The following is a 13,824-nucleotide window of genomic DNA, read 5'->3' as shown; positions in this document are numbered from 1 at the left end:
GTCTGGCAGCTTTCACAGGGGTTATTCCTGTACAGAACGCAGCAGTCCCATGCCGGTTATAAAAAATATGAGTCCGACTATGGCTACCCCCCAGGCGTTTTGGCCGAGGGCCAGCTGACCGGGATTAAAAATTGCCAGAACGCCGGCCGCCAGCGCAACGGCACCGGAGATGGTAAATAATAATGCCAGGGTTTTCTTCACTTTCGCCAATTTAGTCCAAAGATAGCTCGGAACCGGAAGATGTCGAACGGGCGAATGCGTATCTTGCCCGGGTCCAAATCATGCAACGCTGCCGCTACTCAATCGACGAAAATTCCTCCGGATCGCGGGGCTGCCGGTCGTCTTTTCCGCCAACTTGCCGACAGGATTTCGCTTGCTGGGCTTCGACCCCGAAGACCCCCTTCCGGGCAAACATCCCGGGCTTACCCTCCTGAACGACCGTCCCGTCAACGCGGAAACGCCCCCCCACTTGCTGGAACCGAAAGTCACCCCGGCGGACCGCATGTTCGTCCGGAACAACGGCCTCGTACCACGAGATCTTCCTCCTACGCCAACGACGATCCCGCCCGACTGGGCCCTTCGCATTGCCGGCGAGGCCGTACCCGAACCGGTCACCTTTACGCTATCGGAGCTCCGGGAGCGCTTTCCTAATTATACCTACCAGCTTACGCTGGAGTGCGGCGGTAACGGGCGGAGCGAGTTCAACCCTCCGGCCCGCGGCAACCAATGGTCGACCGGAGCAGTAGGCTGTCCTGAGTGGACCGGAGTCCGGTTACGCGATGTGCTGAAAGCGGCCAACTACGATAGCTCGAAAGCCGTCTACATCGGGTATTACGGTAAGGATACCCACTTGAGCGGCGACCCGGACAAAGTGCCGATTTCGCGGGGGGTGCCGATTGAGAAAGCTCTCGAGGACGAAAGCCTGATCGCCTGGGCGATGAACGACGAGCCGCTACCGCTACTCAACGGCTATCCGCTGCGGCTGGTATTCGGTGGGTATCCGGCGAGTTGCTCGGGAAAGTGGCTATCGGAAATCGTGGTGCGCGACCGGGTGCACGACGGGGAAAAAATGGGCGGACAATCGTACCGGGTTCCCTGTGAACCGGTGGCGCCCGGCACGACCGTAGAGGATAAAGACATGTGCATCATCCTGGACATGCCGGTCAAGTCGCTACTGACCTCCCCGCGCACCGGCGCCATCGTCGAAGCCGCCGACGGTTTATCCATTGGCGGTCATGCCTGGTGCGGAAGCTCGGAAGTGGCGCGGGTAGACTACAGCATCGATTTCGGGGCAAGCTGGACAGCCTGCCAACTGAATCGCCCGGCTAATCGCTTCGCCTGGCAACACTTTTCGGCGAAAGTAGATTTCCCGGTAGCCGGCTACTACGAGGTATGGGCCCGGGCTACGGATGCGGACGGCAACGCCCAACCGATGGTACTGCCGGGCTGGAATCCCCGCGGTTACCTCAATAATGCCTGTCATCGCATCGCGGTAAAAGTAGTCTGATCATGGGGTTTCGCGCACGCGCTATCGGTATTCTCGGGCTGCTCACCATGGCGGCGCTGGCGGTTACCCGGTGTACCGACGAAGATACCGGGCCGCAACCGACCGAAGCGAAAGCCTCCCGTATTGTCGACGGACTGGACATGGATACCGGCCTTATCGCGGAGGGGGAATACCTGCTCGTGAAAGGCAACTGCCTTGCCTGCCATAGTGCGAAGCTGGTAACTCAAAACCGCGCTACCCGGGAAGGCTGGTCGCAGATGATCGACTGGATGCAGGAAAAGCAGGGGCTATGGGATCTCGGCCCGCAGCGGGAACCCATCCTCGATTACCTGGCTACGTATTACGCGCCGGATGAAAGCGGACGGCGGCCACCATTGGAGAACATCGAATGGTATAAACTGGACGCGGACGAATAGGTAGGGGAGCCGGACGGATCGGTACTCCCGCCCGGCTCAGCTGACTCAGCGATTGATTACGTTCTTGAATCGCGGCCGCCGGGGTGCTATGTCTCCCATCTCGGCTTTCTTGACGGCTTCGTACTGGGAGTAGTTGCCTTCGAAGAAACGAATATTCCCTTCGTCCTCGAAGCTGAGAATATGGGTAGCCAGGCGGTCGATGAACCAGCGGTCGTGGCTGATCACCAGCACGCAACCGGCAAAGCTGTCGAGGGCATCTTCCAGGGCGCGGAGGGTATTGATGTCGACGTCGTTGGTCGGTTCGTCCAGGAGCAGGACGTTGCCCCCCTCCCGCAGCGTCATGGCCAGTTGCAGGCGATTGCGTTCGCCGCCGGACAACATGCCCACCTTCTTTTGCTGATCGGCGCCGGCGAAGTTGAAGCGACTCAGGTAGGCGCGGGCATTCACCGAAGTGCTCCCCACCTCGATCATATCGTGGCCCTGACTTACGACGTCATAGATGGATTTTTCCTTGTCCTGCAGTTGGGTGTGGGCCTGGTCCACGTAGCTAATTTCCACGGTATCCCCCACTTTGATCTCCCCGTCGTCGGGTTGCTGCTCGTTGACCAGCAAGCGGAAGAGGGTGGATTTGCCTACTCCGTTCGGCCCCAGAATTCCCACGATGGCATTCTTGGGAATGGTGAAGGTGGCATCGTCAAACAGGACGCGATCGCCGAAGCCTTTTTTCAGGTGCTGCACTTCGATCACCACGTCTCCGAGCCGTGGTCCGGGCGGAATGTAGATTTCCAGGTTCTTCTCCCGTTCCCGACCTTCTTCGCCGACGAGCTTGTCGTAGGCGTTCAGTCGTGCCTTGCCCTTGCTCTGTTTGGCTTTGGGGGCCATGCGGATCCACTCCAGTTCTCGCTTGAGGGTCTTTTGACGCTTACTTTCCTGCTTTTCCTCCTGCGCTAGCCGCTGAGACTTTTGCTCGAGCCAACTGGAGTAATTTCCTTCCCAGGGAATACCCTCCCCGCGGTCGAGTTCCAGGATCCAGCCAGCTACGTTATCCAGGAAGTAGCGGTCGTGGGTCACGGCGATGACGGTGCCGGGGAAGCTCTGTAAATACTGCTCCAGCCAGTCTACGGATTCGGCGTCGAGGTGGTTGGTGGGCTCGTCCAGCAGTAGGATGTCTGGATTGCTCAGCAGCAGGCGGGCCAGGGCCGTACGGCGACGCTCACCGCCCGAAAGCACGTCCACCTTCGCGTCGTCCGGTGGGCAGCGCAGGGCTTCCAGGGCGGTATCGATGCGGTTTTCGAGTTCCCAGGCGTTGCGGTTTTCGAGTTCTTCCATCAGTTCGCCCTGGCGTTCGATGAGCTTGTTCATCTCATCGTCGCCCATCGGCTCACTGAATTTGAGGTTGACCGCTTCGTATTCCTTCATAAGGTCGACGGTTTCCTGTACCCCCTCCTCGACGATTTCCCGGACGGTTTTGTTCGGATCGAGTTTGGGCTCCTGCTCGAGGTAGCCGATCTTGTAATTGCCATCGAAGACTACGTTGCCTTCGAAGTTCTTGTCTACCCCGGCGATAATCTTAAGTAAGGTGGACTTACCGCTACCGTTCAGACCGAGGACGCCGATTTTCGCCCCGTAGAAGAAGCTGAGCCAGATATTGTTAAGTACCTTCTTATTGGCTCCGGGAAAGGTCTTGGAGACCCGCTCCATGGAAAAAATAATCTTGTTGTCTGCCATAGCTAGAATGCTGGGTTTAGGGTTTACCGCCGTCGTTTTTCTCGGTCGTTTGCCAGGACTGTTCGCCAATCAGAACTTCCAATCGGTTCATAAAGCGTTCGAGGGCGGGGGGAGCGTTGGAGTAGATCTTGATGTTACGGGGATAACCGTTTTGATCCGGAATGGTAAGGAGCCGGTAGGGGATGTCGGTAGGTACTTCCGCTTCCACCGGGTAAACGGGGTCGAAAGTCAACTGCCGCAGGCTATCGATCGAGTTGTTCAGATCCTCGTAATCGACCGAATAAAGCTGGCGGTTGTAAAGCCCCTGGGCTACTTCACCCTTATCCACCAGTAGGGAAGTCATACCGCCACTTTGCAGGCTGAAGGTATAGGCCTCGCAGTCCCCGTAGCAGGTTGATTTTTGAAAGATCAGCTCGGGAGCATTCGCATCTTCCGCAACTTCCTCCCGGTACCCCAGCTCAGCGATCGGCGCCTGCCCCAGGCTGGCCTGGTTCTCTATCTCGGCGGTTTCATTGGTCTCGATCTGGGGAGATTCCATGGCTTCGCGGCGGCGGCGGACTTCCTCGCGCCGCATGGCCTTTACTTCCGATTCGTCCGGAAGGTTACCTACCCCGGGCCGTGCGGGTGCCTCTACGCCCCTGGACAACTCCTCCTCGGTACGTAGGGCGCGTGCTTCGTCGATCTCCGGATCGGGGGAGACGTTCCCGTCTTCGATCGGGGCCTGAACCGGGGTATTGGGGGATCCGGAAATGCCAATGGGTTGGCGCGTACACGACAGGCAGAGCAGGAGGATGCCAAGCAGCGCGGTATAGTAGTTGTTCATGGAGAAAGCTTAGATCTGATTAAAGCAACTCCGGGGGGGAAGGTTGACTGTTCCTACTTACCCTTTTTTCCCTGGGTCGCGGCCTGCTGACGCTGCTGTTCCTTCAGCGCTTCCTGTAAGCGTGCGCTGAAGCCGCCCTTCTTTTTCGGCTTAGCCTTGTTCGCTTCCAGCTTGGCCCGGAGCTTATCATCGTCGATGATGAAGTTCTTGGTGATAACCGTTTGCAGGATATTAAAGACGTTGCTGAAGAACAGGTAGGCGGTAAGGCCGGCGGCAAAGCTGTTGAAAAAGCCCAGGAAGGCGATCGGCATGATGTACTGGAAGTACTTCATCATGGGTTGGGCGCTGTAGTCCATGTGCCGGCTGTTGTAGTAGGCATAGATAACCGTGGTCACCGCCCAGAGCACGGCAAACAGGCTGAGGTGGCCCTGCATAAAAGGAATCCATTCGGGCAGCCGTAGGATGCTGTCGTAGGTACTCAAGTCGTTCGCCCAGAGGAAATTTTCCTGCCGGAAGCTGATGGAAGCCGGAAAGAAGCGGTAGAGCGCGAACCAGATGGGCATCTGCACCACCATGGGCAAGCAACCGCCTAGGGGACTGGCGCCGTATTCCTGGTACATTTTCATGGTTTCCATCTGCTGGGCCTGTGCATCGTCTTTATGCTTGGCCTTCAGCTTTTCGATCTCCGGTTTGAGCACCTGCATCTTCGACTGGCTTACCAGCATTTTGTAAGTCAGGGGATACAGCAGCAGTTTGACGATCAGGGTAAGCACGAGAATGGTAATACCCATATTCCCAATGAAGCTCGACAGGAAGTTGAAGAGCGGGCGAATGATCCATCGGTTGATGGAGCCAAAGATGGACGAACCGAAACTCACCACGTCCGACAGGTCATACCCGATGGCCCGTAAGCGCTCGAACTCATTCGGCCCTACGTAGAAGGCCATCCCGAAAGTTTCGGAACCCGATGTCCCAACGGGCAGGTTCAGCTCGGAGATCAACACTTTCAGTTCGTCGTCCGCCAGCCGCTCGCGGTCCGCAACGGTGGTAAGTACCGCGCTACTGAACCGGTCGTCCGCGATGAGGGCGGAAGTAAAAAATTGCTGGCTACCGGCCACCCATTTGAGGGGTTGATCGTCGAGCTCTTCCACGTCATCGCTCGTACAGGAGCAATAGTCGGTATCGTCGTCGACGGGCTTGTAGTACAGGGTGGAATAATTGCCCTCGTACTGACTATTCTTCTCGATCTTGTCGAGGTGGTTTTCCCAGTACAGCCGGACGGTCCCGCCCGTATTGGCGATGACTTCATCCATCCCCTCGAATCGCACGTCGTAGTCCAGGAGGTAGGTTCCGTCTTCCAGGGTGTACCGCTGCTCCAGGTAGCCACCGCCATCAACCGGAGCCCGTAGCGATACGGTATTTCCCTCGATGGTGGGTTCGAAGTACAGATCGCTGGTACGTACCCCTTCACCGGAAACGCCGTTGACCGGAATGATGTACTCGAACTTATTCTGATCGTCGTTCAGCAGGAGGAGCGGAAGCCGTACTTCCTCGTTGCCGTCTTGCTCGATTACTTTGGCGTAATTTTTTAGTTCGGCCCGACGAATCGTTCCCCCCTTCGTGCTGAAGGTGACCTGCATCAGGTCGTTCTCCAGCACCACTTCCTCCTCGGTACCGGCGGCAGCCGGCGCGAAACCGCCGAAGCGAGAGCGATTCTCAACCAGACGCAAGGAATCGGAGGCCGTGGAAACCGCCCCGCCTTCGGGAACGAATTTCGGGTCGTTCTCCTCGATCAACTCCTGATCGGAGAGCGCGGCAATGGAGTCCTGGTAACGTTGCTCCATTTCGATCTCTGCCGCAGAGGGGGCGGTCACGTACTGCCAGGTCACGAAAAGGATCATGATCAGGACAATACCGACGATGGAAGTTCTGTCCATCTCCATAGGGATTTCTTTTTATTAAACGGCCAACTCCGGGGCAGGTGGCCGGTTCCATTTGGGGCCGCAAAGGTACGCAGCATATATCTATGTCTCTAACATCCCCAGACGAGCAAAACGGTTTACCGGACGAACGCCTGGCTCGCGCATACCGCGAGGCCGACTACCGGGTAAACGACACGGTGCTGCGAATAGACGAACCCCACCCGGATTTTGACCGCCTTTTGTCGGAACGCCAGTGTACTTACTACTTCTTCCTGACCGCTTTCAACCCTCGATCCACCAAACTCCCCCCGTCCGTTAACGAGGCACGCCATCGCACCTTGTTGACGCTGGTGGCGGGCCGCGGTTGGGCCTACCTTTCGGCTAGCGGTGCGGACCCGAAAAACGATTGGGAGGAAGAAACCGGCCTTTGCCTCCTTGATCCCCCACGGGAAGAAGCGCTGGAGGTAGCAAGACTGTACGAGCAACACGCGATCGTGGAAGGGCGGCGGGGCGCCACGCCCGTTTTAACCTGGCTCTGAACCGGCCTGGATCGCCGCGATCAGCTCCACCACTTCCCTGCCCTCTTCGGCGGTAGTGGCCACCGCTTCGCGGCCGTTGAGCACGTTCACGACGTTATCGATCACGAAGTGGTGGTTGGCGGCAGACCCCTGGTACGGGCCATAGTTGTTCGGCGGGGCGCTGGGAGCAAGGGTTGGCTCACAAACTCCCTGGACGTGGCAATACCGCAATTCGTTCATGTACTGGCCACCAAGCTTGACGGTTCCATGCGTACCCAGCACCGAAAGAGTGGATTCGAAGTTTTTGTCCCATACTACCGTACTGTAATTCAGGCTGCCGAATCCGCCCGCCTCGAGCCGGAAGTGCACCATGCCGGAGTCCGGAAAGGGATGCAGGGACGTGTGCGTCTGATTGGTCGCCCGGGCGGATAGCACCTCCACCCGGCCAAAAGTCCAACAGAGCAGATCGATGAAGTGGGCAAATTGGGTGAACAATACGCCCCCATCTAGGACCGCATCGCCGTGCCAGGGATGCGGTTGCCCTTCCTCCGTCCGATAGTATCGGGCGTCGCGGTTCCAGAAACAATCGATGTGAACCTGCAGTATTTCTCCGAACTGCCCATCGGCTACCAGCTGCTTCAACCAGGCGGAAGCAGGGCTATAGCGGTTTTGCATGACGCCGAAAATCTCGCGCTGGTGGGTCATGGCAGCCGCGATCAGTTGGTCGCATTCGCTCACGGTCAGGGCGATCGGCTTTTCGACGACCACGTGGTGGCCGGAGGTGAGGCATCGAAGCGCCTGCGGGGCATGTAAGCCATTAGGCGTACAAATGCAGGCCACGTCAAAGACTACCTCCCTCAGCAGTACGTCCAGGTCCTGGTAAAAAGGAACGGATAGTTGGGCTCCGGGTGGCCGCCGCAGTAGTTCCGGGGGTAAGGCATCGCATACCGCCACGAGTTCGGCCTCCGGATGAGCGGCGATCAGGGCGGCGTGTCTCCGGCCAATGTGACCGAATCCGATGACGACAAAGCGTTGGGGTACCATCAAGGGGTGAAGGTAGCTGCCCGCCGGCAATCAGTCAATTCGGGTAACCCCACCATCCGCAAATCGGTACCTGCCCCCTTCCGGACAATCGGCGTAGCCATCAGCGTCGAACGCCAGGCGGTTGCCTGCTTCGCTTACCCATCCGAGCTGCCGGGCCGGGGCGCCGACTACCAAAGCATAGGGCGGTACATCACGCGTCACGACGGTTCCCGCCCCAACGAAGGCGTACCGGTGCAGTTGTACCCCGCAGACGATCGTGGCATTAGCCCCGATCGTCACGCCGTCTTCCACCACCGTCGCTACGTAATGTCCCCGCCGGTTGACGGCCGCACGCGGATTTTTGACGTTCGTAAATACGGCCGACGGACCGATAAATACTGCATCGCCGATCTCCAGCCCGGCGTACAAGCTGACGTTGTTCTGAATTTTGCTGCCCCGGCCGACGCGGACTCCACCCGCCACGAATACGTTCTGTCCCAGGGTGCAGTCGGGGCCGATAACGCACTGCGGCATTAAATGGCAGAAATGCCAGATAGTGGTCCCCGGCCCGATAGCGGCCCCTTCGTCGATCACCGCCGAGGGATGCACGAAATAGTCCATCAGAAGAAAATGAGTAAGCCCAGTCCGCCCACCAATAGAAACTTGATCTGCCGGCTGAGTTTGTGGTAATCCACCTGTTGTCGGGCCTGGGCAAGCTGTATGAGAATGACCACCAGGGCCAGGAGCAGCAGGCCGATACAGATCAACATCGGGGGTTGCATGAACGCCGGCCAACCCAGCAATACCGGGCTAACGACGGAAACGATTACCATCATGCCGAGTACAATTGCGAGGCGGCGACTGGTAGCCACTCCGAGCATGACGGGAATGGTTTGCCTTCCCTCCTGCCGGTCGCCCCGCATATCTTCCAGGTCCTTTACCAGTTCCCGTAACAAGGTGGCTACGAAGGCAAAGACCATGAAGAGGAGGCATACCCGAACGGTATCCGCACCCAGGGTGGGCGTGGCAGCCACCAGTTTGCGCAAACCCTCCCGCTCCGTGATCACCAAAATTCCGGGCACGCCCGCACAGTAAAGCGCCACCAGAAAGTTACCGATGAATGGCAGGCGCTTAAGGGTTACGCTGTAGAGGGCGAGGGTTCCGATGGCTACAGGAAAGAGCCCCAGCAACTGCCGTTCATCCAATCGCATGGCCAGCAGCAGGGCGAATAAGTATCCGACGAATACGATGGCGGCGAATAGCCACTGGACGTTGTGCCGCCCCATTTTAAGTACCAAGTTCTTCCCCGGATGGTTGATGGCGTCGATGCGGACATCCCGCAAATCGTTGATCAGGTAACCACAGGCCGTAATGGCCAGGGTAACCAGGCAGAGTTCGAAAAACTTCCACGGGCGCAACACCCCTTCGATACCCTGGGAATCCAGGGCGGGGAGAATGATCCGGTAATAAACCAGCACTTGCGTTAACGCTACCACCACCAAATTCGGAAACCGAACCAGTCGCAAAAAGTCTAGTATCGGCACACTTGACATGGGGGCAAGATACGCTGAATGGACTACCCTGGCCTATTTTTTCAGTAAATCTCGGCTGATTACCAAGCGCTGAATTTCGGAGGTGCCTTCCCCGATCGTGCAGAGTTTACAATCGCGGTAGTACTTTTCTACGGGGTACTCTTTCGTAAATCCGTAGCCCCCGAATATCTGTACCGCCTCGTTCGCTACCCGGACGCTCGTCTCCGAGGCAAATAGTTTGGCCATGGCGGATTGGCGGGTAACGGGTTCGCCCGCGTCCTTCAGTAAACCGGCGTTCCGGGTCAGTAATTCGGCCGCTTCGATCTCCGTAGCCATATCGGCCAGCTTGAAGGAGATGGCCTGGAAGCGGCTGATGGATTTGCCAAACTGCTCCCGTTCCTTGCTGTAGGCCAGCGCGGCGTCCATGGCTCCCTTGGCAATGCCCAGGCTCAGGGCCGCGATACTGATACGGCCGCCATCCAGGATTTTCATGCTCTGGATAAAGCCTTCGCCGACCTCACCGATGACGCGATCGGCCGGCAGGTAGCAATTTTCGAAGATGATCTCCGCGGTTTCACTGGCGCGCATCCCAAGTTTGTCTTCTTTCTTGCCGCCGCGGAAGCCTTCGTCGCCGCGCTCGACGATAAAGGCCGTCATACCGTGGCTATCGAGCAGCTCACCCGTCCGGGCAATGACGACGCAAATGTCGCCGCTAATACCATGTGTAATGAAGTTCTTGGCACCGTTCAGGATGTAGCCACCGTCCGCCTGCTTCTCGGCTACGGTGCGCATACGGCCGGCGTCCGACCCGGTATTGGGTTCGGTCAGTCCCCAGGCGCCCAAGTGGGTACCGGAGGCCAGGTCCGGCAGGTACTTCTGCTTCTGCTCTTCGCTGGCAAACGCAAGAATATGGTTGGTGCACAGGGAGTTGTGGGCGGCTACGCTCAGCCCGATGCTTCCACACACCTGGGCGATTTCATCGATAATGGTGATGTACTCCGCGTAGGCCAGGCCGCTGCCGCCGTAGGCTTCGGGAACGAGGACGCCCAAAAAGCCGTACTCGCCCATTTTGGTGAACAGGTCGCGGGGGAAAAATTGCTTCTTGTCCCACTCCATGACGTGGGGAAGGATGTGCGTCCGGGCAAAATCCCGGGCGCTTTGCCGGATCAGTTCCAGCTGTTCATCGCCCGCTGTGGTGGTGGGGGGCGAGGTGGTAATGGCGGTCATTGGCATGATATTGGTGTAAGGGCTTACAGGTAAAATGTTAAAGTCGGGAAAATGTTAGCAGCTACCCTGTCAGAAGGCCGACGCAGCGAATTTGGCACCCGCCGGAAACGGCATATTGAAAAATGGCAAAATCAAAATTTACAGAAGGTAATTTCATATGCGAACGATATACCGACATTACTTTTATCGTAACGCAATAAAGGTACGTAAAACCAATATTAATTCGGTTTTTAAACCAACAACTTGTCCGCGGAGCGCTCGTTCCAGCAATACCGGTAGCAACCGGATAAGATTGCCTTGTATGCGTAACGCCTTTTTCCTTCTTCTCTTTTGCACCGGCCTGCTGCCGGCTCAGTCCGTCTTCGATCTGTTGTACGAAGATGCCCCCGCCCGGACCGTCGCGGTAATGATCACCATCCCGCTTGACAGCATCGACGCGCATACCCCGAATGAATTGCCGGGCACCATTGCCTTTACCGATACCGCCGGGCGCGACCAGCACCTTGGCGTCGAGGTAAGTCTGCGGGGAAAATTCCGCCGCACCCGCTGTAGCACGCCCCCCCTCAAGCTCAACTTTTCCAAAAAGGAACTGGCCGGAATGGGGCTGGTCAAACACGATAAATACAAGTTGGTCAACGGATGCTACGCCGACAGTACGGCCTCCGATTTGCTGCTCAAGGAATACCTGGCGTATCGCGCTTACGCGATCCTCAGCCCCAATGCCCATTTTCGCGTTCAGCTCCTGGAACTTACCTATCGGGACGCGGCCGGCAACCAACCCGACCGTACGGAATACGCCTTCCTGATCGAAGACCCCGATGAAATGGCCGATCGCTTCGGTGGCAAGGAACTCGATGATGCCGACGGGCTGGAGGCCGATCGTTACGACCCCGCCGCTGAAGCTACCCACGCCTTCTTCCAGTACCTCATCGGCAACGCCGACTGGAGTCTGGCCTTGCAACGGAACGTGAAGATCGTCGAACGTCCCGACGGAAAGCTGACCCCGGTTGCCTACGACTTCGACTTCAGTGGCTGGGTAGGCGCCCCCTACGCCTCCCCGAACCGGCAGAGCGGTCAGCAGAGCATTTACCACCGGGTATACCTTGGCTACCACCAGAACGAACGCGTACTGCGGGATGTCAGCCAGGAATTCCGCAGCCACCGCCGGGAACTAATGCGCCTCATCCAGGACTTCGAGTTGTTGAATAAGCGCGAACGTAACCAACTGCTTCGCTACGTCACCCTCTATTACGACTCCCTTGCCGTAATGACCGCCAACACCGGCACCCTACTCTACGACCAGCTCCGGGGCGAGACCGCCGCCGTCATCCCGCCCGGAGCAAAGCCGCAGCACTTCCGCAGCCCCGCGCGGCGGTAGTACCTTTGCCGCCATGATGCAGCCAAGCCAGAACCGTACCCGCGCCCAGGAAAGCCGGGCGGCCGTTCAACGCCTTTACATCGCCATGCGCCACCTGCTTCTCCGGGGCAGTTACAAGCCCGGGGGGATGAGCGGGAAAACGCTGATGGATAATCTCATGATCCTTCGCCCGGAGATTTACGGGTCCATCACGGACAACGAGCGGGTCGAGTTGCACGGGCTGCACTACGTTTTTCAACGGCTTCCGCGGGGCACGGAAGAATGCCGCTTCATCCGCCTCATCACCCGGGAAGGGTACGAAAACAGCCACTTCGAGCCCATCGTACCGCCTAAGCGCCGGCGGAATGCCTACCGCATCGATACGGAGGAGGTATACATCGAGATGACCCGCGGGCGCAGTGACATCTACGATATTCTCACCCACCTCACCTTCCTCTACGCGGAGGCCAACAAGATCTACCGCAACAGCCTCGACAGCAAGGGCAACCAAAAGCGGGAATGGCGCATGCTGGCCGAAATCGTGGATCGCGAGCGGAAGGGGGAAGATTTCAAGCTGGAAACCGCCTATACCTACCTGAGTACCCTGCTGGGTCGAACCTACGAGGAAATTACCGTAGCCTGTAAACGCTTTTCCGAAGAGGACATGGTCAATTCCCTCTTTCACGTCACCTACTGGCTGGGTAAACTGGCTAAGGAGGAAATTGAGGAGGACAAAGGCCGGGAGGTCTCCTTTTCCAGCTCCTTGCGGGAGAAAACCGGCCACCACTACTACGGGGAAATCTGGGCCGACGCCATCAAGGACATCCTCCTGGAAAAAGACCTGATTCGGCGACCGTTGCATATCGTGAGTGCCAATTTGCACAGCGTCATGAATGCCCTCTTTGCACCTGCCGCTACGGCGCAAAAACTACGCGCCGGTCGCTCGGTCTACGACGTGGCCCGTTCGCTTTCCCAGCCCGAAGGGCGGCCCATGCGGCAACTGGTTACGAAAATGGCCCTCAAGAACGGAATGATCGAGCTCCACGACACCAGCGGTAGCAACATCGGGGTGCAGCTATTCGACACCGCCGCCTTCGACCCGAAGCTGATCAGCCCGGAGCTCGGCTTCCAACCCGCCGAAACTCCCGACGACGCCCCGGTGATCCTCGTCATGGATTATGCCTTCGGCGAACAGGCCTACGAGAGTATGGACGAGCTCCTGCGGCCCTACCACGCCCCGAATAGCGAGAAGGTCTATGAAATGCAGGTAGCCAGCATCAACATTATGGGCAAAGCCGGGATTCTGGAGGGCATCAAGGGAGACCTGATGATCCCCAACGCCCACATCTTCGAGGGCACCGCCGACAATTACCCCCTCAAAAACGACTTCAGCTGCGAGCAATTCCGCGGCCAGGGCCTGGGCGTATTCTGCGGCCCGATGGTAACGGTACTCGGCACCAGTCTACAGAACCGGGAGATCCTGGAATATTTCGTCGAGAGCAGCTGGCGGGCGGTCGGCCTGGAAATGGAGGGCGCCCACTACCAGAAGGCCATCCAGGCCGCGACCCACATCCGAAAGAGCGTGAACCCGGAACTTAAACTCCGCTACGCATATTACGCCAGTGATAATCCCCTCGTAACCGGCCATACCCTCGCCAGTGGCAGCCTCGGGGTCGACGGGGTAAAACCGACATACCTAATTACCGTTGAGATACTTAAAAGCATCTTCTCGGCGTAATGCTTTAAAGCGCTTTCCCCGGCGGCAGCCGCA

General features: G+C 57.9%; 13 protein-coding genes. 5 read left to right on the top strand and 8 right to left on the bottom strand.

The window, feature by feature from the left end:
• Positions 1-21: 21 nt before the first annotated feature.
• On the bottom strand, positions 22-201 hold the full coding sequence (locus CLV84_RS09165) for a hypothetical protein (protein WP_245911438.1): 180 nt from the start codon (positions 199-201) through the stop codon (positions 22-24).
• Positions 202-289: 88 nt separating this feature from the next.
• Here CLV84_RS09165 and CLV84_RS09160 point away from each other — a divergent pair, with 88 nt between their 5' ends.
• Together CLV84_RS09160 and CLV84_RS09155 are read left to right on the top strand one after the other, a co-directional pair.
• Positions 290-1,507 carry a sulfite oxidase gene (locus CLV84_RS09160; protein WP_104419412.1) on the top strand — a complete coding sequence of 406 codons (1,218 nt, stop codon included), beginning with the start codon at positions 290-292 and terminating at the stop codon, positions 1,505-1,507.
• A gap of 2 nt (positions 1,508-1,509) precedes the next feature.
• Positions 1,510-1,923 (top strand): cytochrome C, encoded by a 414-nt coding sequence (locus CLV84_RS09155; RefSeq protein WP_104419411.1) that lies wholly within the window; start codon positions 1,510-1,512, stop codon positions 1,921-1,923.
• A 45-nt stretch (positions 1,924-1,968) separates the two neighbouring features.
• On the opposite strand, the gene ettA is transcribed toward CLV84_RS09155, so the two are convergent.
• The 3 genes from ettA to yidC are packed head-to-tail and all read right to left on the bottom strand — an operon-like array spanning position 1,969 to position 6,417.
• Entirely contained in the window at positions 1,969-3,651 is a 1,683-nt protein-coding gene (ettA, locus tag CLV84_RS09150) for an energy-dependent translational throttle protein EttA (RefSeq protein WP_104419410.1), read from the bottom strand.
• A gap of 16 nt (positions 3,652-3,667) precedes the next feature.
• A complete protein-coding gene (locus CLV84_RS09145) occupies positions 3,668-4,474 on the bottom strand; it encodes a DUF6438 domain-containing protein (RefSeq protein ID WP_104419409.1) in 807 nt (268 codons plus the stop codon).
• A gap of 53 nt (positions 4,475-4,527) precedes the next feature.
• Complete coding sequence (yidC, locus tag CLV84_RS09140; RefSeq protein ID WP_104419408.1) at positions 4,528-6,417, bottom strand: membrane protein insertase YidC; 1,890 nt, start codon at positions 6,415-6,417, stop codon at positions 4,528-4,530.
• A gap of 83 nt (positions 6,418-6,500) precedes the next feature.
• On the opposite strand from yidC, the gene CLV84_RS09135 reads away from it, so the two are divergent.
• Positions 6,501-6,935, top strand: coding sequence for a DUF3293 domain-containing protein (locus CLV84_RS09135; RefSeq protein ID WP_104419407.1), 435 nt, complete (start codon positions 6,501-6,503; stop codon positions 6,933-6,935).
• Here CLV84_RS09135 and CLV84_RS09130 read toward each other — a convergent pair.
• Genes CLV84_RS09130 through CLV84_RS09115 form a run of 4 tightly spaced genes read right to left on the bottom strand, consistent with a single transcriptional unit; the run spans position 6,921 to position 10,696 of the window.
• Positions 6,921-7,958 (bottom strand): Gfo/Idh/MocA family protein, encoded by a 1,038-nt coding sequence (locus CLV84_RS09130; protein WP_104419406.1) that lies wholly within the window; start codon positions 7,956-7,958, stop codon positions 6,921-6,923. The genes CLV84_RS09135 and CLV84_RS09130 overlap by 15 nt on opposite strands.
• A 30-nt stretch (positions 7,959-7,988) precedes the next feature.
• On the bottom strand, positions 7,989-8,558 hold the full coding sequence (locus CLV84_RS09125) for an acyltransferase (protein ID WP_104419405.1): 570 nt from the start codon (positions 8,556-8,558) through the stop codon (positions 7,989-7,991).
• A complete protein-coding gene (locus CLV84_RS09120) occupies positions 8,558-9,490 on the bottom strand; it encodes a UbiA family prenyltransferase (RefSeq protein ID WP_104419404.1) in 933 nt (310 codons plus the stop codon). The genes CLV84_RS09125 and CLV84_RS09120 overlap by 1 nt, the downstream gene beginning before the upstream one ends.
• Before the next feature lie 33 nt (positions 9,491-9,523).
• Positions 9,524-10,696, bottom strand: a complete 1,173-nt coding sequence (locus CLV84_RS09115) for an acyl-CoA dehydrogenase family protein (protein ID WP_104419403.1) — start codon at positions 10,694-10,696, stop codon at positions 9,524-9,526.
• 301 nt (positions 10,697-10,997) lie between these two features.
• Here CLV84_RS09115 and CLV84_RS09110 point away from each other — a divergent pair, with 301 nt between their 5' ends.
• Positions 10,998-12,074: a hypothetical protein gene (locus tag CLV84_RS09110; protein ID WP_104419402.1), complete on the top strand. Its 1,077-nt coding sequence runs from the start codon at positions 10,998-11,000 to the stop codon at positions 12,072-12,074.
• 13 nt (positions 12,075-12,087) lie between these two features.
• On the top strand, positions 12,088-13,791 hold the full coding sequence (locus tag CLV84_RS09105) for a DUF6909 family protein (protein WP_245911435.1): 1,704 nt from the start codon (positions 12,088-12,090) through the stop codon (positions 13,789-13,791).
• The last annotated feature ends 33 nt before the right edge of the window (positions 13,792-13,824 follow it).

Origin of the sequence: Neolewinella xylanilytica, assembly GCF_002934605.1 — a bacterium.
In the GTDB taxonomy this organism is placed as follows: Bacteria; Bacteroidota; Bacteroidia; order Chitinophagales; family Saprospiraceae; genus Neolewinella; species Neolewinella xylanilytica.
The sequence above is the reverse complement of the archived record's forward strand: the minus strand, read 5'-3'. Positions and strand labels throughout refer to the sequence as shown.

Coding starts and splice junctions, on each gene's coding strand:
- yidC (WP_104419408.1), bottom strand. CDS start 6,417: ATGGAGATGGACAGAACTTCCATCGTCGGTATTGTCCTGATCATGATC.
- CLV84_RS09120 (WP_104419404.1), bottom strand. CDS start 9,490: ATGTCAAGTGTGCCGATACTAGACTTTTTGCGACTGGTTCGGTTTCCG.
- CLV84_RS09130 (WP_104419406.1), bottom strand. CDS start 7,958: ATGGTACCCCAACGCTTTGTCGTCATCGGATTCGGTCACATTGGCCGG.
- CLV84_RS09135 (WP_104419407.1), top strand. CDS start 6,501: ATGTCTCTAACATCCCCAGACGAGCAAAACGGTTTACCGGACGAACGC.
- CLV84_RS09110 (WP_104419402.1), top strand. CDS start 10,998: ATGCGTAACGCCTTTTTCCTTCTTCTCTTTTGCACCGGCCTGCTGCCG.
- CLV84_RS09155 (WP_104419411.1), top strand. CDS start 1,510: ATGGGGTTTCGCGCACGCGCTATCGGTATTCTCGGGCTGCTCACCATG.
- CLV84_RS09105 (WP_245911435.1), top strand. CDS start 12,088: ATGATGCAGCCAAGCCAGAACCGTACCCGCGCCCAGGAAAGCCGGGCG.
- CLV84_RS09145 (WP_104419409.1), bottom strand. CDS start 4,474: ATGAACAACTACTATACCGCGCTGCTTGGCATCCTCCTGCTCTGCCTG.
- ettA (WP_104419410.1), bottom strand. CDS start 3,651: ATGGCAGACAACAAGATTATTTTTTCCATGGAGCGGGTCTCCAAGACC.
- CLV84_RS09115 (WP_104419403.1), bottom strand. CDS start 10,696: ATGACCGCCATTACCACCTCGCCCCCCACCACCACAGCGGGCGATGAA.
- CLV84_RS09125 (WP_104419405.1), bottom strand. CDS start 8,558: ATGGACTATTTCGTGCATCCCTCGGCGGTGATCGACGAAGGGGCCGCT.